Below are 23,610 nucleotides of genomic sequence, written 5' to 3' on the forward strand. Positions count from 1 at the left end.
CTCTTAGACTGGGATCTCGATAGCTATCGCGGTGGCTTCACCACCACCGATACAAATTGCAGCCACGCCTTTCATTGATTTACGATTTGTAGCATCACCATCAATACCATAGGCCTGTAACTGTCTGAGGCTATAAATTAGAGTGGTTAAGATTCGTGCCCCACTTGCACCAATTGGATGCCCTAAAGCACAAGCGCCTCCTTTGATATTGACTTTACTGCTATCAAGATGAAGCTCTTTGACAGCTATCTGAGTGACGACAGCAAAGGCTTCGTTGATTTCCCAAAGATCGACATCTTCAACTTCCCAATCTAGGGAAGAGAGCAGTTGCTCAATGGCATACACAGGGGCAATCGTAAACTCTGCAGGTATTCGAGCATGACTAGCGTGCGCTTTTATGATGGCGAGGGGTTTGACTGCTTGCTGTTTGGCATAATCGGCTTCCATCAATATCAGAGCCGCAGCACCGTCAGAAATTGCGCTAGAGTTAGCTGCCGTGATAGAGCCCTCTTTGGCAAAAGCAGGTTTAAGATTTGGGATTTTATTTACGTCGATAGAGCGTGGCTGCTCGTCATAAGCAAGCAAATCACCATTCTTACGCTCTATTTCAACCAGTTCATCACGAAACATTTTCTGGTTGTCTGCAGCGACAGCACGCTGAACAGATTGCGTCGCCCATTCATCCATTTGCTCGCGGGTAAATTGCAATTTATCGGCGATTTGCTGGCCGTAAACGCCCATAAGCTCACCCTCGTAGGCATCTTGCAGTCCATCTAAGAACATGTGGTCATAAGTATTTTTATGACCCATTCGCATCCCACTGCGTGAGTCTTTCAGCAGATAAGGGGCGTTGGTCATGCTCTCCATTCCCCCTGCTAATGCGCATTGGATGGAGCCCAGTTTGATCAAATCGTATGCGAGCATGACCGACTTCATTCCTGAGCCACAGACTTTGTTCACCGTGGTACAAGGTGTCTCGGCTATTAATCCACCATTAAGTGCAGCTTGCCTTGCTGGGGCCTGACCGCACCCTGCTGGTAATACACACCCCATATACACTTCTTCAACAATACTTGGTGATAAGCCCGCCTGCTCAAGCGCCCCCCGAATCGCCAATGCACCCAGTTGGGGTGACGAGTATTCCGCCAACAAACCTTGAAACTTCCCCATCGGAGTGCGTTTCGCTGACACTATCCAAATCTCTTTTTGTTCCATGCGCCACCCTCTTTGACGTAGCTCTGTAACCAAACGGTGAGTATTCTCATCCAAGAGCTTTTTAATGGCTGCTGTGTCATCCCATTAAATCGGCTCAACTTAATTTCTTGACGTTTACGTAAGCATAGCACTAACATTTACGTAAACGTAAAGAAACAAAATAAACTTATTAGCAATTGATTTGATCCAGCCAATTCTGAATCAACCAACGACCCAAGAATGAATTAACTAGGAATAGAGTCTCAGTGGAAAAATATAAAATCAGCGATCTGGCAAGAGAATTCGACATCACTACGCGAAGCATACGTTTTTACGAAGATGAGGGGCTAATTCAACCAGAGCGTAAAGGCAGTATGCGTATCTATAACCGGCGCGATAGAACCCGCCTCAAGTTAATTCTACGAGGAAAAAGACTAGGGTTCTCTTTGGCGGAGATTCGCGAACTGTTTGAACTCTACGATACTCATCAAGGAAATACTCAGCTAACTGAAATGCTGAAGATCATTGATGAAAAAGAAGCGGTGCTTATGCGCCAGCTCGATGACATTAAGAATATGCTTGATGATTTAAACATTGCACGTGAGCGTTGTGAGCAAGCATTAGTAACAAGCCAAGTAAGCTAACCTTTCTTAAACGTCTTCGAGTCACTTTTAGTAAAGACTGGTTTAAACCATTCGCTCGGAGGCGTTATGTTATCTCAGTATACCCCGCTAAATTTTGGCCTAGGTGAGTCCATCAATCTACTACGTGAACATGTGTGTGGATTTGCCCAACAATATATTGCCCCTCTCGCGGCTGAAATTGACCAAACCAATAGCTTTCCCAATCATTTATGGCCGAAATTCGGTGAAATGGGTTTATTGGGTGTCACAGTCAGCGAGCAATACGATGGCGCTCAAATGGGCTACCTTGCTCACGTAGTTGCAATGGAAGAAATCAGCCGTGCTTCAGCATCTATTGCGCTCAGCTACGGCGCTCACTCAAACTTGTGTGTTAACCAAATCTTTCGCAATGGTAATGACACTCAGCGTGCTCAGTATCTACCAAAACTGATCGAAGGTGCACACATTGGTGCACTGGCAATGAGCGAGCCCAATGCGGGTTCGGATGTCGTTGGTATGCAGCTTAAGGCGGAGTTAAGTGGTGATCGCTACCTGCTTAACGGCTCCAAAATGTGGATCACTAATGGCCCAGATGCAGACGTGATTGTCGTTTATGCGAAAACGGAACCAGATAAAGGATCAAAAGGTATTACTGCCTTCATTGTTGAGAAGCATTTCAAAGGCTTTAGCCACGCACAAAAACTCGACAAACTGGGTATGCGCGGTTCAAACACTTGTGAGCTAGTATTTGAAAATTGCGAGGTACCAGTAGAGAACGTTTTAGGCCAAGTGAATAAGGGCGTAAAAGTATTGATGAGTGGGTTAGATTACGAGCGAGTTGTGCTCGCCGCTGGCCCACTTGGCATTATGCAAGCTTGCCTCGACTTGGTTATTCCTTACATCCATGACAGAAAGCAGTTCGGTCAATCGATTGGCGAATTCCAATTGGTCCAGGCCAAAGTCGCCGATATGTACACCCGAACCAATGCCGCTCGTGCCTACCTCTATACTGTTGCAAGTGCGTGTGATCGAGGGCATGCAAGTCGTAAAGATGCGGCCGGAGTTATCCTCTATTGTGCTGAACTCGCTACTCAGATTGCACTAGATGCAATCCAACTTCTTGGTGGCAATGGCTATATCAACGAGTTCCCTGCGGGACGACTGCTTCGAGACGCAAAACTGTATGAAATTGGTGCCGGTACGTCGGAGATCCGTCGCATGCTCATAGGTCGCGAGCTATTTGAAGAAACCCGTTAATGAGGTCACGATGCCAGCAATAAGGTCAAAAATTAAAAAAGACGCACCACTGTATAGCGACAACTTCTCTGCAATGGAGATCTTGGTCGAGAAGTTGCGTTCGGATATTGCCACTATTAAACAAGGAGGCGGTGAGAAAGCACTAGAGCATCAACTCCGAAAGGGAAAACTACCTGTTCGTGAACGCATTACGCTGCTACTCGATAACGACAGCCCCTTCCTTGAAATCGCTCAATTCGCAGCGTGGCAAGTCTATGAAGAAAATGTTCCATGCGCAGGTGTCGTCGCGGGTATTGGGCAAATTAACGGTCAACAGTGCATGGTGATCGCGAATGATTCCTCAGTCAAAGGTGGCACCTACTATCCGCTCACAGTGAAGAAGCACCTAAGGGCACAGGAGATCGCTAAACGCTGCCAATTGCCCTGTATCTATCTGGTCGATTCGGGTGGTGCCAACCTACCGCATCAAGCTGAGGTGTTTGCAGATAAAGAGCACTTTGGGCGGATTTTCTTCAATCAAGCGCGCATGTCAGCCGAAGGAATACCTCAGATTGCTGTTGTACTGGGCCTTTGTACCGCTGGAGGCGCCTACATTCCTGCAATGTCCGATGTTGCAATCATGGTGAAACAACAAGGAACTATCTTTTTAGCAGGTCCACCACTTGTGAAAGCCGCGACAGGTGAAATAGTGACAGATGAAGAGCTTGGAGGCGCTGATGTCCATTGCAGGAAATCTGGTGTTGCTGATTACTATGCAGAAAATGAACACCATGCCATGCTATTAGCGAGAGAAGCCGTTGCTAACACCAACCTACTATCAGTTCACAAGCATGCATTGGGAGACATAATCCCTCCCAAATATGCGCCGGAAGAAATTTATGGTGTGGTGAGTGCTAATTTGCGTTTGTCGTTTGATGTCAGAGAAGTTATCGCGCGCATTGTCGATGGTTCAGAGTTCGATGAGTTCAAGTCGCTGTTTGGCACCACACTAGTATGTGGCTTTGCCCGCATTGAAGGCCACCTGATTGGGATTGTGGCAAACAATGGCATTCTATTTTCTGAATCGGCTCAGAAAGGGGCGCATTTTATTGAACTGTGCGCCAAACGGAAAGTCCCACTACTCTTTTTGCAGAACATCACTGGATTTATGGTTGGCAAAAAAGTCGAGGAAGGGGGCATTGCAAAAAACGGCGCTAAGCTAGTCATGGCTGTGGCATGCGCTGACGTGCCTAAGTTTACCATCATTATCGGTGGTTCTTATGGCGCTGGAAACTATGGCATGTGTGGCCGCGCTTATGAGCCGACTATGATGTGGATGTGGCCTAATGCACGGATCTCTGTCATGGGTGGCGAACAGGCTGCTGGAGTCTTAACTCAGGTAAAACAACACGTTATGCAAAGACAGGGGAAAGAGTGGCATCCTGAGCAAGAACAGCAGTTTCGCGATGAGATTCTTGACCAATATGAGGCTCAAGGGCACCCCTACTACGCCAGTGCCAGACTATGGGATGATGGCATCATCGATCCGAAAGACACCCGTGGCGTGTTAGCTCATGCGCTTAAAATCGCTCAAAACGCACCTATTGAAGAGAGCCACTTCGGAATATTCAGGATGTGATGAAATGAGGCAAAATCGCAACAAAGCAAAACCTAACTATGTCTTAGTGCAATTAAATGAAAATGGCATTGCAAGCTTAGTGTTGAACCGTCCAGACTGCGCCAACGCGTTCAATGCCGAGGTAATTGCTCAGTTGATCACTCACCTAGATACCCTTTCTTCTGATCCGCGGGTACGGGGGCTGATACTTGCAGGCCAAGGAAAACACTTTTCGGCAGGCGCAGACATTGACTGGATGCGCTCTATGGCAACGAAGGGCCAACAAAAAAACCAGCTCGATGCCTATCAGCTTGCGACTTTGCTTGAAAAACTAGATCGTTTCCCACATCCGACTGTCGCTGTCGTACAGGGCAGCGCATTTGGTGGTGCTCTCGGGCTTATCTGCTGCTGTGACATGGTCATTGCCAGTGACAATGCCGCATTTTGTTTAAGTGAAGTGAGGCTAGGACTTGTGCCTGCAACCATTGCCCCCTACGTGATACGTGCAATGGGGGTAAGAAATGCTCGCCGTTACATGCTCTCTGCAGAAAGAATTAATGCCGAGACCGCTTGCAGGCTCAATATCGTTCATCAAATTTCACACTCTGACAATCTTCAAAATCAGGCGCTAACTTGGCTAACACCACTGCTGGCACATAGCCCCCACGCTTTGGTTGAAGCAAAAAAACTTTGTCATCATTGCCATCACAGCCCCATTGATGAGTCGATGAAAAGCTATACCAGTGAGCTGATCGCAGATATTCGTGTCTCACCTCAAGGTCAAGAAGGTTTGTCGGCGTTCCTACAAAAACGTGCACCCAATTGGAATAACCTTAGTAGTGGTGAAAAGAAATGATGGCAACAAGCATTAAGCTACCACCAAGGGTGAAAATAGTCGAAGTTGGCCCTCGCGATGGACTTCAAAATGAATCCACTCTACCACTTGCCACTAAGGTTGAGCTGATAGATAGACTCTCTCAGACCGGAGTCTCACAGATCGAATCAGGTGCTTTTGTTTCTGAGTCAAAAATACCACAAATGGCGAACTCCAATGAGGTGTTTAAAAGAATATCACGCCAACAAGGTCTCACCTATTCCGCCCTAACTCCTAATATTCGTGGTTTAGAGTCCGCCATCGACAGTGGAGTTGACCAAGTTGCCGTCTTCACCGCTGCATCGGAAGGTTTTTGTCAGCGCAATATCAACTGTTCTATCTCGCAGAGCTTAGAGCGCTTTAAAGACGTGATAGAGTTGGCATCCAAATGCAAGTTGCCTGTGCGGGGCTATCTGTCATGCATTGTCGATTGTCCCTATGACGGCGCTACTGCCCCTCAGCACGTCGCCGACATTACGCAAACTATGTTGGATATGGGTTGCTATGAAGTCTCTTTGGGCGACACGTTGGGTACAGGAACGCCGCTTAGCATAGCAAGAGTGCTCGAAGCAATTTTGGCGGACGTCAGCCCCTGGCAGATCGCTGCACATTTTCATGATACTTATGGTCAAGCGCTCGCTAATTTGTACCAGGCGTTACTAATGGGAGTCTCAACGATCGATTCAAGTGTCGCTGGTTTAGGTGGCTGCCCCTATGCCACAGGGGCAGCAGGCAATGTCGCCACTGAAGATGTACTTTACCTTTGCCAAGGCTTAGGGATCGAAACAGGCATCGACTTAAACAAGATGACAATCATCGCTTGGTATATCTGCCAACAACTCAATAAGGCCCCCACGTCAAAGGTATCGCTTGCGAGCCCACCCTCCCCACTACCGTAAGCCACTGCTTTATATGGACTTTCATGGTGACTAGAGTTCATTCTGAAGCTCGAGCCATATCCTGAACACGTGGTAGGTCATTGTGTGACCCGCATTGTAGAGCACAAACCGACCGCTTATTGGCTACACTTATCAAAAGTTGATTGAAAGAGATAGAACCATGAAGGTCAAAGTCATCATTGCAATCATATTGTCGATGCTGTCAGTGCAGGTACAAGCTAATGTCGTCTGGGCAATACAAGATGAATGGCCTCCCTACGTGATTGACTCTCATGAAGTTAGAGGGCTTGCTCACGACATCATATTAGAAGCTTTTGCGGCTCAGGGTTATAAGCTTAAACACACGATCAAACCATGGAGCCGAGCTTTAAGAGAAGTGGCGACCCAACGCTATGATATTGCGCTCACCGTATGGAAGAGCAGTGAAAGGCTTGAATACCTGTACTTTAGTGATGCGTACCTAACCAATTCATTAGTTTTTATCTCACTCAAAGGGAATACCTTTGAATACACAGGATTAACAAGCCTAAAAGGAAAAAGGATTGGGGTGCTTCGTGGGTACGCCTACGACGACGACTTTATGCAGTCGAATCATTTTGATCGCTTGGATGCAGAGAATCTATTAACCAATATAAGGAAGCTAAAAGCAGAACGAATTGATGCTTTGGTTGCTGACAAGATCTTTTTCCGCTGGTTTGTAAAACACAACAATTTAGATATCAATGACTTTTCATTGATTGATAATCCTCTAGCTGAAAACCCTTTGTATATCGCGATAAGCCATGATCATCCAAACAAAGAACGCATCATTTCTGCGTTCAATATAGGACTTCGGAAGCTACAACAATCTGGCCGAATTACTACAATTCTCAAAAAATACGAGTAACCAAAGTGGAGATCGCATCGCACTAATTATTGATCAACATATTCGTTGCATTAACTCGACATAAGGATCTCTTGATTCAAGAATCTGTGTCTAACCTCCAACTTTTCGGTCTGCTTTCTAAAAACCACGTGAAATCATCAAGATAAATATGTTAACTATCATCAACAATATTTGAACTAACGTCACAATATCGATGTGATTTTTCTTTCGCAATCCAAGTGGCACTCTGTAACAGGTTATCGAATTACAACAATGAAGATCTTAGTGTGTGACGACTCGGTTATTGCTCGCAAATCGATTATCGGCAGAATTGCTCCTTCGACCAATCTCACCATTCATCAAGCAGAACACGGAAAAGAAGCGCTTGAAATCATGTTGGCGCATGATATTGATCTGCTTTTCTTAGATCTTACCATGCCCGTTATGGATGGCTTTGAAGTATTGGCATCAGTGCCTGTGAACCATTACCCAACACAAGTGGTTGTTGTGTCGGGTGACATCCAACTGGAAGCAAAGTCCCGCTGCAAAGATTTGGGGGCCAAACATTTTATCGAAAAGCCTTTTGTGACGTCTGATTTGGTTTCGTTATTTGAATACTACCAACTACCTCTACGCAACACGGATATCAGACCCAATAAACACAGCCACAAACCGATTGATTTAATGGCTGCAATCCGCGAAATGAGCAACGTAGCGCTTGGGGCAAGTGCCTCTCTTATTTCACAACAGATGGGCCGATTTATTGAAATGCCCTTACCAAATGTCGCCTCTTTACATCAGTCAGAATTGACCATGACAGTGCAAGATATCGTCAACAATTCAGAATCTCGTGCCGTCTCTCAACGCTTTGTTGGCAATGGCATCAATGGAGAAGCCTTGGTATGTTTGCATGGCTCTGGTTTTGAGTTGCTGGTAAGTACGGAAGAGGATGCCGTTGGCAGCTCAGTCAACGAAGTGATTTTAGATCTGTCAAACTTACTGGTGTCTTCATTTCTTAACTCCTTTAGTAAGCAGTTAGACATTGCGATTTCTTTGCGCCAACCCATCGTTCTGGAAAAAGAACTACTGCAAGTCTCTTTAGCTTGCGACCAGTTTCTAGAAGACTATGAGCAAGATATTTTTACTATCGAGTTTGTTTATAAAGCAGAGAACTTAGATATTGCCTGTGACATTATCTTTTTGATGGATTACGAGTCTTTAAACGCGATAGAAGATATTTTAGAGAGTGTGTTATGAAGTCCACAAATATAGAAGATTTACACTGGATAATGCAAATCCTTGGTGATTTAGACGCAGGGCTGATCGTCATTGATAAAGAGTACAAAGTCTGTGTCTGGAATACGTTTATGCAATCTTATAGTGGTATCGGTGCAGAAGAAATTCTCGGCAAAACACTTTTTGACACCATCGATGGACTCCCAGAACTATGGCTTCGCGGCAAAGTCAGTGCCGCATTTACCCTAAACAGCAGAGGATTTTCTTGCTGGGAAGATCGCCCGTTTCTTTTTAAGTTTAAAAACTTTAGTCCTATTTCAAACGGACTAAAGGAAATGCATCAAAATATCACTTTTTCTCCGTTAACTTCTGTTAACGGAGAGGTGTCTCACGTCAGTATCATCATTAGTGACGTCAGCGATATCGCGAAAAATAAAATTCACCTGACAGACTCCAATCAAAAGCTGTCTGACCTTAGTAAAACAGATGGCCTAACCAAGCTATATAACCGAGCCTATTGGGAAAGCTGTTTGCAGAGCGAGTTCGAACATTGCCAAATAACGGGATCAACGTCGTCTCTTGTTATCTTTGATATCGACCACTTTAAACGAGTCAATGATACCTTTGGTCATACTGTAGGAGACGCAGTCATTCGTCATACTGCAAATGAGCTAAAGAAAGCTTCTCGCGAGTCAGATATTTGCGGTAGATACGGCGGTGAAGAGTTTACTGTTCTTCTGCCGGGCACCTGTGCGACTCAGGCACTCTACTTTACTGAGAGACTACGTAAGCGAATAGAACAAGCGAACGTCGACTACGAACAGCACTCGGTGAAATATACGGTGAGCCTTGGCGTATGTGAACTTTCGCCCTATCAAACCAGTCATTTAACTTGGTTGGAACATGCAGACAAATCACTCTATTTCTCTAAACAAACCGGAAGAAATCGTTCGACGATCTTTGACCCAGCTTTGATTAGGTAAATGTGTGAAAAATTTGGAGCGTACTGCGGGAATCGAACCCGCATCATCAGCTTGGAAGGCTGAGGTAATAGCCATTATACGATGCACGCATTATCGTGAAGACAGATTCAATATGCCACAGATAACTGAAAAGAAAAGCGTTTTCTTTCTATATTATGGTTAAGTGGTGAAGTTCGCACCACTTTGGCCTTGGTTTGTTGTTTTTACGTTCAATTAAGCCTAACTAAAGGCTTCTGCTGTGACTCTGTCTTTACCATTTGTCTTTGACTGATACATCAAATGATCAGCATCAGATAGGGATTGATTCAGGTCTGTATTTGGGTAGTAGGCACAGCCCAAACTCACGGTCACGCTTCGCTCTTCATCTTCACGTAGTTTAACCTTACGAATTTCGTTGCATACTTTTTGAGCAGCGACTACGGATTGCTCATAACTTGTACCACTTAGTACAACAGCAAACTCTTCCCCACCAATCCTACCGATCAAGTGATCATCTGAAAGGGCACGTCTCGCGGCATGGGCAACGCTCTTGATCACAAGGTCTCCGGCTTGATGGCCATAGTTATCATTGATGCGTTTGAAATCATCGATATCAAAAATCATCACCGCAATCTCACCACCACCCTTAAGCCTTTTTTGAAATTCGATAACAAAGTGGCGTCGATTACTCAACTCGGTGAGCTGATCAGTTTCAGAGAGCTTTTTCAGTTCTGCATTGGCTTGTTCAAGCGCTTTTGTTCTCACCTTGACCGTTAAATTTAGTGCCACTATGTAGCAAAATGTCGCGCCCCCAATAATCAACGCCGCAACTGGGAGTAAATAATCCGGATAAACCGTATTGACATACATCCAACGATTGAAGATTTGCTGTTTATTGCTATTGCCAAAATCATTGATTCCACGGGTTATTTGTTGTTGCAGTGCTGTATTACCTTCTCGAACAGCGGCTCTTAGATCGCCCGAGTAAAAATGCCTAACGCCGACAAACCGTTGCGGTTCGTCACTACTAAATAGATAAAAGTTCGCAACTTGTAGATCCGCGACAAACGCCTCTAGTTCGCCATTAAATGCCGCCTGTATCATCAGTTGGTTGTTTGAGTAACTGATTAAATTTAGATTAGGGAAATGCCGTCGAGTAAATTCTTCTTCATAGCCACCAGCAACCACACCAACTTTATGTTGGTGGTCACCTAGCATAAATTCATCAAGGTTGGTGCCAATTAATACCTGGCTGATATACAGCTGAGTATCAATGGAGAGTATTTCTGGAGCATAATCCAAGTAGCTATCACGTTGTTCAGACCAGAGTAGGCCGGCATGAATGTCAGCTTGTCCATCTCTGACAGCATCAAGAGAAGCCTGCCAGTCAACGAGCAAAAACTCAATTTCGACATTGTTCTTACGACCATATTCAAGCCAATAGTCGATTAAAATACCTTCGGGCTCACCCTTCTGATTAAGAAATGAAAAGGGTTTCCAAGCCTTTGAGTTGGCAATAATAAGCTTGTCCGTCTGCTCGGCTTTCACCCAACAAGAAGCCAGCAAAACCAATAGGCTTACTAAGATTCGAAACACGTTTATCCCTAAAAAAATAAGCTCAACAAAACCATTATTGAGCTATATGATACTAATATATTAGGTGTAGATGATACTTCGATCAAATGATGTTGCTAAGGCTTAAGAGTGAGACATCACTCAATAAGTAATCGCTACGCGATCTGAAAACGACTCATCTCCCCATTGAGTTCGTCAACCTGTCCTCGAACTTGATTTGAAACCTCAGACGAAGACTGCGATATCTCTGCGACACCTTCCACTGACTGAATGACTTTATTCATTAATGATTGAATTTCATCAGTCGCCTGAGACTGCTGTTGTGCAGAGCTTAGCAATTCTTGCATCTGTCGATTAAGCTCGTCGATTTGATGCGTTGTCGAACTTAACTTTCCATAGGCTTGTTCAGTGTGCTTAGCCCCTTCTTCGGCTAAAGACTTACTTTTATCGATCTCCCCCACTACGGCTGCTGTTGACGATTGAATCGCATTCACTATGTTGTTGATTTCAGTAGTCGACTCTGTGGTTCTTGTCGCAAGCAAGCGAACTTCGTCTGCGACAACTGCAAAACCTCGCCCATACTCACCGGCTCGCGCGGCTTCAATAGCAGCATTTAGAGCAAGTAAATTGGTCTGTTCGGCTAAGCCTTCTATAACCTCTGTTACCCGACCGATCGCTTCACTCTCTTTACTTAGCGCATCGACCTGTTCACTGGCTTTTTCAATCGTAGCGTGGAGTAAACCGACGGTATTTTTGTTGAGGTCTAGCGCTTGAGAACCCAATTCAATTTGCGCTTGAGATTCTAATAGCTTACTCGCCGATTGTTCCGCTTGCGTTGCGGTATCGGTCGCGGAATGGCTCACATCCGTTACTTGATGCCCTACAAGTTCCATCGTGGACTTCTGACTTTCAACCTGCTGCACTGTTTTGGCATTCGCATCAAGCAGAGCATTCATACTGTCACTGACGGTTGAAGCCTTATTGCTGACACCTTTAACGATGGCTGCTAGCTCATCATTCATCTTATTGATTGAGTCGGTCAAACTTGCCAACTCATCGCTCCCTTCGATTGATAGCGCAACCTGTGATACATCACCATTGGCGATAGATTCAGCACGTTGAGAAATCGTTTTAACTCGGCGACCAATACTCTTACCCATAAAGTGTGCAGTTGTCGCAGCAACTATCAAAACAATGGCAATAGACGCAACCAACAACGAAATAACATTGGTCACGGAGCTGAAAATCCCCTGACCACTTTGGTCGGCAATCGCCTGCTGTTGGTTAATGAGTGAGTCTAAATTCGAATTAAGCGCCGTCACTGCTGGGACCAGTTCATCAGCCATCTTTTGGTTGGCGATATTCCAGTCGCTCGAGCGTCGTAGCTCAACCACTTGATCCGCCAACGGAAAATAGAGCTGTTGCATCTCTTTGAATAGATCCCATAAACCTTGATCGCTACTTGATAGTAAGGAAACCTTAGATTCGATCTCTTGAACAGATTTAGCGTGAGACTTTAAAAAGTCCTGATACTTGTCCAGGTGTTCCTGTTTGCCATATAGAAGAAAGTCACGCATAGACGAAAGCGCGTTGGCAAGAGAGGTATAACTGTCTGCATAGAGCCTGAACAAGCGTTTTCGCTCACCTCCCTCTTTGTTGCCCGCTTCATCATTAATTAGGCCTTGAAGCTGATCAAGCGCCACTTCAGCGATAGGAGCCGCTTCATTAATAAACAAAGAGTGGGCAGGAAGGTTGTCATCACTATGGCTAAGTTCAGCGATTTCATTTAATGATTGTGTCACTAACATCCACTGAGAGAGGATCTGTTGATAGCTTTCTTGCGCCAATAATGGCTCTAGAGTAGGTAAAGACTCATCAACTTTTAGAATTGATTGGTCCAGCTTCGCTTTTTCGCTTTCACCTGTCACTTCATTTCCTCCAAGTAGCATGTAAGCTCTAAGCGAGGAAACAGTAGCGTGAATTGATTGTTGAATAGAACGCCCTGCATCAACAGTGGGGAGATCCCGATTTAATAGCGACGCGGTATGTGTTTCAACGGTAATTAAGCTGCGATATATAAACAACGCAGAAACGATAAAAAGTACTGCAAGCGACAGAAAACTCAGCTGTAACTTCCCTGATATCGTGAGTTTCATCCTTTAACTCCTATAATTTATCAACCCTTACTATAGCGTTTTGGACATTATTGTTAAATATATGTGTTGGGTTATTTAAAACTTTTGTATTAGAAGGCTAGTCGGCAATCAAGTAATACCTTCATTCAATATCCCTTTGCAGCCCTTAAGTTAACAACAAGTAGAGCGCCGGATGACACTCTACCTGGCAATTGGGGTTAGTTAATAGTCGATATATCGGCTTGTATCGTCACACCTCGAGTATTGCCATGCCCTTTCGCGAGAATGAAATACCAGCCGACCGGTGGTGAGTCGATCCTCAAGTATTTTTGGTTGCCTTCATTGCTTGAGGAGAATGCAAACTGGTTTGGGGTTGGCCAATAAGGAGCGACGAACAAGTCTGTATTACCCTCTCCATGCTGAGTACGCAGTTCCAATTTGGAGTTAGCCTTTGGAATCTGCACCCAAAAGTACGCATAGTCCCCCCCAATACAGACAGGGCTTGCACTTTTTAGTTCCTGCACGCTACTCTCTGGTTGAGATAGGCATTGATCCACAATTGGTGTGGGTTCCTCTGTATACTCTTTTTGCGCGCTGTGTGACCCCATTGCGATAGAGACTCCCTGATAGGCTTGCTGTGCAATGACGCTGACATAGTGACGGCCTTTGTTCGCCGTGATAACCAAAACTTGCTCGGTTCCCTTCCCTGTTGATTGAGCGAAAGCGTTCGCTGGCGACGCCCAATCTTGTGAGTGATAGTAAAGCTTAATTTCGCCCTGCCCATCACGAGTGCTGACGTAAACCGTCGTGCTATCTTTTTCTACATCAAAATAAAAGTGTTGGCTAATACCAGAGATGCACTCTCCTTGATCCTGTTTAAGCTCTCCTCCCGATTGAATTGTGTCCCCTTCACGACACTTTTTCGGCAGATAAAGTGGTACCCCCTGGTAATTGACCGCGCGTAACTGCAGACCATCAGGGTCAAGCTCTTCAGGTTGAGGTATCCATTGTTTTAGGCAATCGGCCTGTTTGACACAAGGGTCCGTCAGAGCCTTAAGAAAGTTGACTAAGTCATCTTTAGACTGCTGGGTAAGGTTAAGCTTTTGTAAAACTGGCGCTCCATCTGAGATTTCATCATCGATGATCTTAGCCGCCTCATCGGTATGATGACGAGTATCAGGAAATAGAGACTGACAGTTTTCTAAGTCTTTGAACTGCGGTTGTAAACACCATCCTTGATTGTCAATATATTGGTCGAGAATACTGTGATAATCATCATAGTGTTCTATAACTTCCTCTAACGTATCGTAATTTCCAGCATGACCAAAAGGTCCTGTTACCTCTATATTGAGCAAAGTGCCAGACCTAAAGCTGTAAATATCACTTTCACTATCATTACGATGCATACGACCAAGATCACTGGTTTCAGTTCCACTTTGTCCAGTACCCGGACCTATCTGTGGAAAGGCCAAGCGATGATAGTTTGAGTCTTTGGTTTGGGCAAAGTTGTCGGTATTGTGACAACCAATACATTGGGTGGGAAGAAATTCTGGTTCGTTACCCCCATCAGAAGGAGGTGGTGGCATAAACAGATAGAGGTAAGCGCCACGTTTTTGCGATGTCGTCAGCGCCGACTTATCTCCTTTTACATAGCGTTTCCAAGGATTTTCAGTAAAGTTCATCGATTGCTGATATGACGAAAGTGCTTTGGAAATATTTGCAAAAGTGACCAGTTCTCGTGGATCTCCAGTTTGACCATAAGCTGCTGTAAACAGCTCGAGCCACTGATTATTGAACAACTCTCCTTGACCGTTATCATAATCACCAATCCTTGCAGCCAAATGGGTGCGCACTGCTTGATTAGATTCACCGACCATAAAGTCAAAGCCTCGCATCTCACTTTCGGTAATAGAAGGAAACCTTGCTTGCGCCGAAAGTAGCGTGTCCCCTGCATTGGGATCAGCTTCTCCATACGCGACATCAGGTGTGCTGATACCAAGACTAGGGTTTAGCCAATCAACAAATTCAACTCTAGCATCACGAAATAAGCTTCTCTTATATAGCCCGGCATTGAACACTGTTGGCGCATTTCGAGGCACGTAAAACTGACCAGTGCTTGTTCGTCGCCCTGGGCCTAGCAAATCTGGTTGTTCTGCTAAGGTCCCAACGGGAAGCGATAGGCCATCCCCCCCTCCTAGATAGGGGTGGTGGCAACTGGCACAGGCAACGTCCTTGTTGCCGCTCAATGCCTTGCTAAAAAAGAGCAATTTACCAAGCTTAACTTCATCTGACTTTATGTCGGGAATGTCCAACCCCGTGTTTGGATCACCGGTAAGCTTATGCTGGGAAATCAGTTTACTAAGTTCGCTATCCAGATCATCTGGTATGGGTATGGCCAACGCCTGTGTTGAAATAGATAAAACAAATGTCAGTATCGAAAAATAATAGGTGGCTTTCATCATCCAATTCCTTTGCACACCAGCAAGGTGTCATGTGTGTGAGTTACATCTATCCCGATAAAACTCATGGAGCACTCCACATTATGTGGGAGCCGAAAGTTAGGCACCTGATGCCCAACTGAGATCGATAGAAGCCAAGTTTAAAGTAGCGACGGTTAACGCAGGGTTAACACCTTTTTAACAAACCACACCTACAACCTTACAGAATCACTGATAGACACCTAGAACCAAAGCAGTACTTAAGAACAATGAATATTATTTGAAACAAAGTGATCACAAATTTTTCGTGCAACATTAGTGAATACTAAACTTTTGACAAAGTTAGCCTCCCAGCGCGTTTTGGTTCTCAGTCAGAAAAACATTCACTTCTTGAATAGTGATTCACTATTTAAGAATAACCACCATTTAGTCTAAAAATGTTGCATTATGCGTCATGTTTTACTGGTCATTTAGTAATCACACAGTTTTATATATTTGCCAACACGGCCAAATATCCGACTAATTTACTAAGATACTAGCGATCATTTACTTCAACTATAATCAGTAACCTAGTGAATAAGTTCAAAATGACTGCATAAAGTTAGTAAAAATCAGAATTGTTTGCTGGATCATATTTTCCGCCAAAGATGTTGCTTACGTATTTATAAAATGAATAATAGCAATCGTTACATAAATGTAACAAAACACAGCATCATATAAATATTATTCATATAAACACCTATTAACAGGCAGGAAAAGCATGACAAAGCGTATTTCGCTAGCCATTTTGGCGAGTCTATTTGCAGGTAGCGCTGCAGCATCCAATTTGGATGACAAAATCAACGAAGTCGTTGCACCTATCGTCAACCCTTTTGTAGGAATGATCTTTTCGACTATTCCGTTCCCTTTTACTGACGTACAGGTACCATGGATTGTTCTTTGGTTAGTTGTTGCAGCTAGCTTTTTTACTTTCTATTTAGGCTTCATTAACGTGCGTGGTTTCAAGCATGCAGTTCAACTGGTATCGGGGAAATTCTCTGATCCAAAAGCAAAAGCAGACGGTGAGGTTTCTCACTTCCAAGCTCTTACCACTGCCCTTTCAGGCACAGTGGGTTTGGGTAACATCGCTGGTGTGGCAGTCGCTGTGTCTATCGGTGGTGCCGGTGCGACATTCTGGATGATTCTTGCGGGCTTGCTTGGTATGTCGAGCAAATTTGTAGAATGTGCACTCGGTGTAAAATACCGCAATACCAACCCAGATGGCTCAGTATCCGGTGGCCCAATGTACTACCTGAGCAAAGGTCTGGCCCAGCGTGGTAATGCTGCATTTGGTCGTACACTAGCTGTTCTATTCTCTGTATTCGCCATTGGTGGCTCTCTTGGTGGCGGTAACATGTTCCAGGCGAACCAAGCGTTCAAACAAGTTGTTGGCGTAACAGGCGGTGATGCGTCATTCTTCGCTGACAAGGGTTGGTTATTTGGTTTAATCCTAGCGGTTATTGTAGGTATCGTTATTATCGGTGGTATCAAGTCTATTGCGAAGGTAACCGAGAAAGTGGTTCCTTTCATGGCAACGATCTACGTTGGTGCCGCTCTTATTATCATCCTAATGAACTTTGACCGTATTGATGATGCTTTCAGCGCCATCTTTAACGGTGCGTTCACAGGTGAAGGTATTGCGGGTGGTGTCATCGGTGTGCTTATCCAAGGTTTCAAGCGTGCTGCGTTTTCGAACGAGGCGGGTGTTGGTTCAGCGGCAATTGCTCACGCAGCAGTTAAAACTAAAGAACCGATGTCTGAAGGCTTTGTATCTCTTCTAGAACCGTTCATCGATACTGTAGTTATTTGTACCATGACAGCACTGGTTATCATCATTACAGGTTACCTAGATACAGACACTGGCCTGGCAGGTGTTGAACTAACCTCAGCGGCATTTGGTAGTGCAATTAGCTGGTTCCCTTACATTCTGGCGATTGCCGTTGTTCTGTTCGCTTTCTCGACCATGATCTCTTGGTCATACTACGGTCTGAAAGCATGGACTTACCTATTCGGTGAAAGCAAAACCGCTGAACTTATCTTTAAGGTGAAATTCTGTATCTTCGTTGTGATTGGTGCAGCCATGAACCTAGGCCCAGTTATCGACTTCTCTGACGCAATGATCTTCGCTATGGCGCTTGTGAATATCGTCGGTCTATACATCCTAGTACCAGAAGTTAAGCGTGACTTAGCAGATTACCTAGAGCGCTTTAACGCTGGCAAGGTGTACAAAGTACAACAAGAAACTAAACTTACTGAACAACCCGAGTAAACCACTCGTTGGAGTCAGTCATAAACAGCAGGCTTAGGTCTGCTGTTTTATTATCTGATAGCCGCTTATTTAAACATTTTTCCGCTCTAAACTAGCAAACCAATATTCCACTAAGCCTTCATTCAAAAGTATAAATCTCTAGTTTTTAACAAACGCTTTGAACATATCTGACATTTTTCTCCTCTTGTTTGCCGACTGTAAGCTCAGCTTTACTCATACATCCCGCTCCAAACAGGCGAAATTTAACATTTTGGTTACACTTATCTTTAAGCGTAATAACTGAAATTGATCTCTGGTTTATCTTGAGTTCGCAGCTTAAAAGAGCGTAACGGCTCCAAACCTCAGCAGGTTGTTTTAGTTTACGAAAATAAGTTGTATGAAATTTAGGTATCTATCTTGGCTCTAAGTACCGAAACATGGTTGCAGAGTCAAAACACGTTTCTCTTAGGTGCGATCCACTTATGGGAACATAGAGGAGATAGTAATGAATGTTCAGACACTACCCATGTTGCGCTTTATTGACCACCAAGGTGTGTCGCTAAATCAATTGCCAGCATGGGCAGACTTAACAACCTTGACCGCCTTTTATAAGGATATGGTTCTCACCCGTACGTATGACAACAAAGCGGTTGCCTTGCAACGAACAGGGAAACTGGGCACCTACCCCTCTCACTTGGGATCTGAAGCTTACGGCGTCGCTATTGGCCACGCCATGCATCCACGTGATGTGTTTATTCCCTATTACCGCGATATGCCCGCCATGTGGGTTCGTGGCATCCCTATGGAAAAAAATCTCCAATACTGGGGCGGTGACGAACGAGGCAGTGACTTTCATGTCACACCGACCAACGGTGAACCACCTGAGCATTGTCGAGACTTACCTTTCTGCGTGCCTATCGCGACCCAATGTACTCATGCGGTTGGCGTGGCATCAGCGCTCAAAATTGAAAACCAACATCATGCCGCTTTAGTCACTTGTGGGGATGGTGCGACATCGAAAGGGGATTTCCTAGAGAGCATTAACTGCGCAGGGACCTGGAACTTGCCATTAGTGTTTGTGGTGAATAACAATCAATGGGCAATCTCTGTGCCAAGAACACTTCAATCCGCCGCTGAGTTTTTATCTGACAAAGCGAAAGGCGCTGGCATTCATGGCGTGACCGTCGATGGCAACGATGTGGTCGCTGTCTATGACACCGTACTTGCTGCTTTGGATAGAGCAAGAAAAGGCAAAGGGCCAACCCTAATTGAAGCTGTCAGCTATAGGCTCAGTGACCATACAACCGCTGATGATGCAAGCCGCTATCGTAGTGACGATGAGCTCAACCAAGCGTGGCAGTTCGAACCTATCAAACGGTTAAAAACCTTCTTAATCAATCAAGGCGCTTGGAGCGACGCTCAAGAAGAAACTTGGCTGTTAGCGTGTAAAGAGCAAGTCGAGATTGCCGTTGACCACTACATGAACCTTCCACCACAGGCGCCGGAAAGTGCATTTGATTATCTTTATGAACACGCTCCTGCTGAGTTAAACCAGCAGCGAGACATACTGATCAACAAAGCAATGCGAATGCAAGGAGGCAAACATGGCTGAGTTGACGTTAGTAGAAGCAGTCAACCTTGCACTGCATCATGAAATGAACAAGGACCAAAGCGTGATTGTTCTTGGTGAAGATGTTGGCGATAACGGTGGTGTATTCCGAGCTACCGTAGGGCTAAAAGAGAAGTTTGGCTTAAGAAGAGTGATCGACTCTCCTCTCGCAGAAGCGCTGATTGGCGGGGTTGCTGTCGGGATGGCAAGCCAAGGTTTACGTCCCGTAGCTGAGTTTCAATTTCAAGGCTTTGTATTTCCTGCAATGGAACATTTAATGTGCCACGCTGCAAGAATGCGCAACCGAACTCGTGGACGATTAACCTGCCCTGCAGTGTTTAGAGCGCCTTTTGGTGGCGGCATTCACGCACCAGAGCATCACTCTGAAAGTGTTGAAGCTCTATTTGCACATACTGCTGGCTTTAAGGTCGTAATTCCCTCTTCCCCTCAAAGAGCTTATGGACTGCTTCTCGCTTCGATTCGTAGCAATGACCCTGTCATGTTCTTTGAGCCTAAACGTATTTACCGCACCGTTAAATCTGAAGTTGTGGATAGCGGAGAAGCCCTTCCACTCGATACCTGCTTTACCTTACGAAAAGGGCGAGACATTACTTTGGTGACATGGGGGGCCTGCGTTGTTGAGTCATTGCAAGCCGCTCAAACACTCTCCACTCAAGGAATTGAAGCTGAAGTCATTGATTTGGCCTCGATCAAACCAATAGATATGGACACGATACTTAAATCATTGGAAAAAACCGGTCGATTGCTGGTCGTTCATGAAGCAAGTCGTACTTGTGGCGTAGGCGCTGAAATTCTCGCCCGAACTGCCGAACACGCCATGTGTCTACTGAAAGCTCCGCCACGGAGAATCACTGGAATGGATACCATAATGCCTTATTACCGCAATGAAGATTACTTCATGATTCAAGAGCAAGATATCGTGCTAGCTGCGCGAGAATTGGTGGAGGGTTGGAAATGAAAAGCTTCTTATTACCTGACCTAGGCGAAGGATTAGCCGAGTCTGAAATCGTTGAATGGCACATTAGCGTCGGCGACTCTGTCGAGCTCGATCAAGTTGTCTTAACCGTAGAAACCGCCAAAGCTGTGGTTGAAGTCCCTGCTCCCTACTCTGGTGTCGTCGTCAGTCGGCATGGCGAGGCAGGCGATGTAATCAATATTGGTGCTCTACTACTAGAAATAGAAGAGCAACCTGAGCTGGTCGGCTCGACGGTGAGTCAAGCAAAACAACAAGATGCCGCAACTGTCGTGGGTAACGTTTCGCAAGCGGCTCATCATGTCGATGTCGATGATTTTTGGATTGGGAGCACACATAACCCTTCCGCTGATGAACTCATTACAGCACTTCCCTCAGCTCGACTCCTAGCCAAAAAACTCGGTGTAGAACTCAAGACTGTCAAAGGAACGGGCCCTAACGGCATGATCAACGATAGTGATATTTACAACGAGGCTCGCAAACAAAGCCCGGGGACTGAAGTGCTCAAAGGTGCGCGCAGAACCATGGTGTCAACCATGTCGGAGTCTCATCATCATGTTGCTGCTGTCACCATAACTGAGGAAGCAAACTTAGGCGACTGGCTAGCGAACGAAGATATCTCTGGTCGACTGATTAAAGCGGTCGTTTACGCCTGTCAGGAAGAACCCGCGCTCAATGCTTGGTTTGATGCCGAAACGATGACCCGCTGCGTACATAGTAGGGTCAATATCGGCATTGCCGTTGACAGTAGCCACGGACTCTATGTTCCAGTACTTAAACACGCAGATGAATTTGAAGGCAATCAAGTTCGTCAATGGCTTGATGACACCGTCAAAGGCATTAGAGAACGTAAAATCGGTCGAGAAAGCCTACAAAATGCAACTATTACACTCTCTAATTTTGGTGCAATAGCAGGTATCTTCGCCACTCCGGTTGTTTCTCCACCGCAAGTTGCCATCGTGGGAGCAGGCCGCATTATTGAACGTGTAGTGATGAAAGGTGACAAACCAATATCGGTCAAAGTCATGCCACTATCTATCACGTTCGACCACCGAGCTTGTACTGGCGGTGAGGCTGCAAGGTTTACTAAGAAGCTTGTCGAACACTTGCAGAAACCCAAAGGTTAGTTTGGCCTACACTTCTGAGCGCGACTTTCATCGTCGTGCTCTCTACTCACTATAAACCAAATCACACCACCATCGACTTGTCCCGCCCCCTAGGGACATCTAAACTTTTGTTAGTTGAAAAACAACAGCTATGATTATGGATATCGACCTCTGGGAGTGTTAGGTAGATGGGCTTGATAAAAAGTGTCTACAATCCAATTAACCCGTTTCTTTTAGTTGCACTAGCGCTGCTTCCTTTTTCCTCGTTTTCGAATCAAGTTCTTACCATTTCAGTTGGTAGTGATTATCCCCCCTATCATTCCAAAGAGCTGCCTGGATACGGAATCAACGCCCAAATTGTCACCGCAGCATTTGCTGAGGTTGATATCGACGTCGAGTACGAGCATTTATCCACCTGGGAAGAAGCTTTAGATTCTGCCGCTCAAGGTCAGTTCGATGCAACAGCGTTGTGGGAGTACAATCCTCAGCATGAGAGCAGTTTTCTGATCAGTGATTCTGTTTATGAAATAAACGCCCATCTCTTTCATAGCAAAGAGTTAAACTTCAGCTGGGACACGGTCAAAGATCTGCAAGGATACAAGATCAGTGCGCTGATTGGTGGGTACTATGGGCAGGACTTTGAAAATGCCGAGAAAACGAAATTGATTAACGTTGAGCGCGTCCATGATGAAACTGATAATGTGATAAAACTTGTTTCCGGAGCCATCGATCTCGCTCCACTCTATACAACACATTTTAACCTGATTATTAAGCAAGAAGGGCTAGGGTCGGAAAAGGCAAACATCACCTATCACCCACAGCCCCTATTTGTTAATTCACTCCACTTGCTACTGCCGATTAACAACCCAAATAGCCCGTCTTTGATCGAAAAATTCAATCAAGGATTAAAGATAATTAGAAAAAACGGCACTCTGCAGTCTTTACTCAATGAGCATCTCAAGTATTTGTAGTCATTACGGGAAAGGGAAAGAGAAAGAGCCCTAAACGGACTCGATCAATTCGGGCAAAATCTCAAATAGATCCCCGACTAAACCATAATCTGCAACTTCAAAAATAGCGGCATCAGGGTCACTATTAATCGCGACGATGACTTTTGAATCCTTCATACCTGCGAGGTGTTGAATTGCCCCTGATATTCCTACCGCGATATACAAGTTAGGCGCAACAATCTTACCCGTTTGCCCTACCTGTAAATCGTTAGTAACAAAACCTGCATCAACCGCCGCCCGAGACGCACCAATTGCACCACCTAACTTATCGGCTAATTTTTCGACTAAAGCGAAGTTTTCTTTACTGCCTAACCCTCGGCCTCCAGAAATGACTACATTTGCGCTGGACAATTCAGGTCGGTCACACTGCGCGCTTTCTCGGCTTACTAATTGAGTACCTTGGCTGGCGACAATGGTCTCAAGAGTCACCAGTTGGGCTGCTCCACCATCATCCAATGGCATTTTATCAAATGCCGTCGAACGTACCGTCATCACTTTTATCGAGTCTTCCGAGCGAACTCTGGCTAATGCGTTACCTGCATAGATAGGTCGTACTACTGTATCAGTACTTTCCATAGCCATCACATCTGACAGCATTTCAACATCAAGCAGTGCAGCAACCCTAGGCAGTAGATCTTTACCGAACGTATTGGCAGGCGCTAACACGTGGCTGTATTCGACACCAATTTGCTTTACGACTTCAGAAAAGTTCTCTGCAAGCATATCTTGATAGCATACGTTATCAGCGACAAGAACGCGCTCTAGCAAGGACGACTGCTTAATCAACTGTGCAACATTGTTACAGTTGCAGCCCACAACCAGAGCATCGACCGAACCGCTCCCTGCTAACTCAATGATCGATTTTGCCGCCGACAACGTGGCTAAAAAATCTGCGCTCGGGGTCTGGTTATCATGCTGTGCTAACACTAATACTTTGATATCACTCATT

At 45.2% G+C, this 23,610-nt stretch carries 18 protein-coding genes and 1 tRNA gene; 13 read left to right on the top strand and 6 right to left on the bottom strand.

Going from position 1 to position 23,610, the window contains the following annotated elements:
- Positions 1 to 3: 3 nt before the first annotated feature.
- The gene (locus APB76_RS18495; RefSeq protein WP_054962270.1) at positions 4 to 1,215 is read right to left on the bottom strand and encodes an acetyl-CoA C-acyltransferase; all 1,212 of its coding nucleotides are present in this window, start codon (positions 1,213 to 1,215) and stop codon (positions 4 to 6) included.
- Between the two features lie 245 nt (positions 1,216 to 1,460).
- Between APB76_RS18495 and APB76_RS18500 the strand changes: the two genes are divergently transcribed.
- The 8 genes from APB76_RS18500 to APB76_RS18535 all read left to right on the top strand — a co-directional run bounded on the left by APB76_RS18500 (position 1,461) and on the right by APB76_RS18535 (position 9,528).
- Positions 1,461 to 1,838: a MerR family transcriptional regulator gene (locus APB76_RS18500; RefSeq protein ID WP_049843085.1), complete on the top strand. Its 378-nt coding sequence runs from the start codon at positions 1,461 to 1,463 to the stop codon at positions 1,836 to 1,838.
- A 66-nt stretch (positions 1,839 to 1,904) separates the two neighbouring features.
- Positions 1,905 to 3,074, top strand: a complete 1,170-nt coding sequence (locus tag APB76_RS18505) for an isovaleryl-CoA dehydrogenase (protein ID WP_054962271.1) — start codon at positions 1,905 to 1,907, stop codon at positions 3,072 to 3,074.
- Positions 3,075 to 3,084: 10 nt separating this feature from the next.
- Positions 3,085 to 4,692, top strand: a complete 1,608-nt coding sequence (locus APB76_RS18510) for a carboxyl transferase domain-containing protein (RefSeq protein WP_049843087.1) — start codon at positions 3,085 to 3,087, stop codon at positions 4,690 to 4,692.
- Between the two features lie 4 nt (positions 4,693 to 4,696).
- Positions 4,697 to 5,527, top strand: coding sequence for an enoyl-CoA hydratase-related protein (locus APB76_RS18515; protein ID WP_054962272.1), 831 nt, complete (start codon positions 4,697 to 4,699; stop codon positions 5,525 to 5,527).
- Positions 5,527 to 6,444, top strand: coding sequence for a hydroxymethylglutaryl-CoA lyase (locus APB76_RS18520; RefSeq protein ID WP_054962273.1), 918 nt, complete (start codon positions 5,527 to 5,529; stop codon positions 6,442 to 6,444). Before APB76_RS18515 ends, APB76_RS18520 begins: the two co-directional genes overlap by 1 nt.
- Before the next feature lie 160 nt (positions 6,445 to 6,604).
- Positions 6,605 to 7,330 (top strand): substrate-binding periplasmic protein, encoded by a 726-nt coding sequence (locus APB76_RS18525; RefSeq protein ID WP_054962274.1) that lies wholly within the window; start codon positions 6,605 to 6,607, stop codon positions 7,328 to 7,330.
- Positions 7,331 to 7,582: 252 nt separating this feature from the next.
- A complete protein-coding gene (locus APB76_RS18530) occupies positions 7,583 to 8,566 on the top strand; it encodes a response regulator (protein ID WP_054962275.1) in 984 nt (327 codons plus the stop codon).
- Positions 8,563 to 9,528 carry a sensor domain-containing diguanylate cyclase gene (locus APB76_RS18535; RefSeq protein WP_054962276.1) on the top strand — a complete coding sequence of 322 codons (966 nt, stop codon included), beginning with the start codon at positions 8,563 to 8,565 and terminating at the stop codon, positions 9,526 to 9,528. The genes APB76_RS18530 and APB76_RS18535 overlap by 4 nt, the downstream gene beginning before the upstream one ends.
- Before the next feature lie 14 nt (positions 9,529 to 9,542).
- On the opposite strand, the gene APB76_RS18540 is transcribed toward APB76_RS18535, so the two are convergent.
- The 4 genes from APB76_RS18540 to APB76_RS18555 all read right to left on the bottom strand — a co-directional run bounded on the left by APB76_RS18540 (position 9,543) and on the right by APB76_RS18555 (position 15,676).
- Positions 9,543 to 9,617, bottom strand: a tRNA-Gly gene (locus APB76_RS18540).
- 130 nt (positions 9,618 to 9,747) lie between these two features.
- Complete coding sequence (locus APB76_RS18545) at positions 9,748 to 11,103, bottom strand: transporter substrate-binding domain-containing diguanylate cyclase (protein ID WP_054962277.1); 1,356 nt, start codon at positions 11,101 to 11,103, stop codon at positions 9,748 to 9,750.
- A gap of 134 nt (positions 11,104 to 11,237) precedes the next feature.
- On the bottom strand, positions 11,238 to 13,238 hold the full coding sequence (locus APB76_RS18550; RefSeq protein ID WP_054962278.1) for a HAMP domain-containing methyl-accepting chemotaxis protein: 2,001 nt from the start codon (positions 13,236 to 13,238) through the stop codon (positions 11,238 to 11,240).
- A 197-nt stretch (positions 13,239 to 13,435) separates the two neighbouring features.
- Positions 13,436 to 15,676 carry a cytochrome c peroxidase gene (locus APB76_RS18555; RefSeq protein ID WP_054962279.1) on the bottom strand — a complete coding sequence of 747 codons (2,241 nt, stop codon included), beginning with the start codon at positions 15,674 to 15,676 and terminating at the stop codon, positions 13,436 to 13,438.
- Positions 15,677 to 16,415: 739 nt separating this feature from the next.
- Here APB76_RS18555 and APB76_RS18560 point away from each other — a divergent pair.
- The 5 genes from APB76_RS18560 to APB76_RS18580 all read left to right on the top strand — a co-directional run bounded on the left by APB76_RS18560 (position 16,416) and on the right by APB76_RS18580 (position 22,622).
- On the top strand, positions 16,416 to 17,963 hold the full coding sequence (locus tag APB76_RS18560) for an alanine/glycine:cation symporter family protein (protein ID WP_049843096.1): 1,548 nt from the start codon (positions 16,416 to 16,418) through the stop codon (positions 17,961 to 17,963).
- 484 nt (positions 17,964 to 18,447) lie between these two features.
- Positions 18,448 to 19,554 (top strand): pyruvate dehydrogenase (acetyl-transferring) E1 component subunit alpha, encoded by a 1,107-nt coding sequence (gene pdhA / locus APB76_RS18565; RefSeq protein WP_049843097.1) that lies wholly within the window; start codon positions 18,448 to 18,450, stop codon positions 19,552 to 19,554.
- Positions 19,547 to 20,530, top strand: a complete 984-nt coding sequence (locus tag APB76_RS18570; RefSeq protein ID WP_049843098.1) for an alpha-ketoacid dehydrogenase subunit beta — start codon at positions 19,547 to 19,549, stop codon at positions 20,528 to 20,530. Before pdhA ends, APB76_RS18570 begins: the two co-directional genes overlap by 8 nt.
- On the top strand, positions 20,527 to 21,672 hold the full coding sequence (locus APB76_RS18575; RefSeq protein ID WP_049843099.1) for a dihydrolipoamide acetyltransferase family protein: 1,146 nt from the start codon (positions 20,527 to 20,529) through the stop codon (positions 21,670 to 21,672). The genes APB76_RS18570 and APB76_RS18575 overlap by 4 nt, the downstream gene beginning before the upstream one ends.
- 167 nt (positions 21,673 to 21,839) lie before the next feature.
- Complete coding sequence (locus APB76_RS18580) at positions 21,840 to 22,622, top strand: substrate-binding periplasmic protein (protein WP_054962280.1); 783 nt, start codon at positions 21,840 to 21,842, stop codon at positions 22,620 to 22,622.
- Between the two features lie 30 nt (positions 22,623 to 22,652).
- On the opposite strand, the gene APB76_RS18585 is transcribed toward APB76_RS18580, so the two are convergent.
- Positions 22,653 to 23,609, bottom strand: coding sequence for an electron transfer flavoprotein subunit alpha/FixB family protein (locus tag APB76_RS18585; protein WP_054962281.1), 957 nt, complete (start codon positions 23,607 to 23,609; stop codon positions 22,653 to 22,655).
- Position 23,610 lies beyond the last annotated feature (1 nt).

This window comes from Vibrio bivalvicida (genome assembly GCF_001399455.2).
Lineage (GTDB): Bacteria > Pseudomonadota > Gammaproteobacteria > Enterobacterales > Vibrionaceae > Vibrio > Vibrio bivalvicida.

Coding starts and splice junctions, on each gene's coding strand:
- pdhA (WP_049843097.1), top strand. CDS start 18,448: ATGAATGTTCAGACACTACCCATGTTGCGCTTTATTGACCACCAAGGT.
- APB76_RS18520 (WP_054962273.1), top strand. CDS start 5,527: ATGGCAACAAGCATTAAGCTACCACCAAGGGTGAAAATAGTCGAAGTT.
- APB76_RS18580 (WP_054962280.1), top strand. CDS start 21,840: ATGGGCTTGATAAAAAGTGTCTACAATCCAATTAACCCGTTTCTTTTA.
- APB76_RS18535 (WP_054962276.1), top strand. CDS start 8,563: ATGAAGTCCACAAATATAGAAGATTTACACTGGATAATGCAAATCCTT.
- APB76_RS18495 (WP_054962270.1), bottom strand. CDS start 1,215: ATGGAACAAAAAGAGATTTGGATAGTGTCAGCGAAACGCACTCCGATG.
- APB76_RS18585 (WP_054962281.1), bottom strand. CDS start 23,609: ATGAGTGATATCAAAGTATTAGTGTTAGCACAGCATGATAACCAGACC.
- APB76_RS18515 (WP_054962272.1), top strand. CDS start 4,697: ATGAGGCAAAATCGCAACAAAGCAAAACCTAACTATGTCTTAGTGCAA.
- APB76_RS18550 (WP_054962278.1), bottom strand. CDS start 13,238: ATGAAACTCACGATATCAGGGAAGTTACAGCTGAGTTTTCTGTCGCTT.
- APB76_RS18510 (WP_049843087.1), top strand. CDS start 3,085: ATGCCAGCAATAAGGTCAAAAATTAAAAAAGACGCACCACTGTATAGC.
- APB76_RS18505 (WP_054962271.1), top strand. CDS start 1,905: ATGTTATCTCAGTATACCCCGCTAAATTTTGGCCTAGGTGAGTCCATC.
- APB76_RS18560 (WP_049843096.1), top strand. CDS start 16,416: ATGACAAAGCGTATTTCGCTAGCCATTTTGGCGAGTCTATTTGCAGGT.
- APB76_RS18525 (WP_054962274.1), top strand. CDS start 6,605: ATGAAGGTCAAAGTCATCATTGCAATCATATTGTCGATGCTGTCAGTG.
- APB76_RS18555 (WP_054962279.1), bottom strand. CDS start 15,676: ATGAAAGCCACCTATTATTTTTCGATACTGACATTTGTTTTATCTATT.
- APB76_RS18570 (WP_049843098.1), top strand. CDS start 19,547: ATGGCTGAGTTGACGTTAGTAGAAGCAGTCAACCTTGCACTGCATCAT.
- APB76_RS18530 (WP_054962275.1), top strand. CDS start 7,583: ATGAAGATCTTAGTGTGTGACGACTCGGTTATTGCTCGCAAATCGATT.
- APB76_RS18575 (WP_049843099.1), top strand. CDS start 20,527: ATGAAAAGCTTCTTATTACCTGACCTAGGCGAAGGATTAGCCGAGTCT.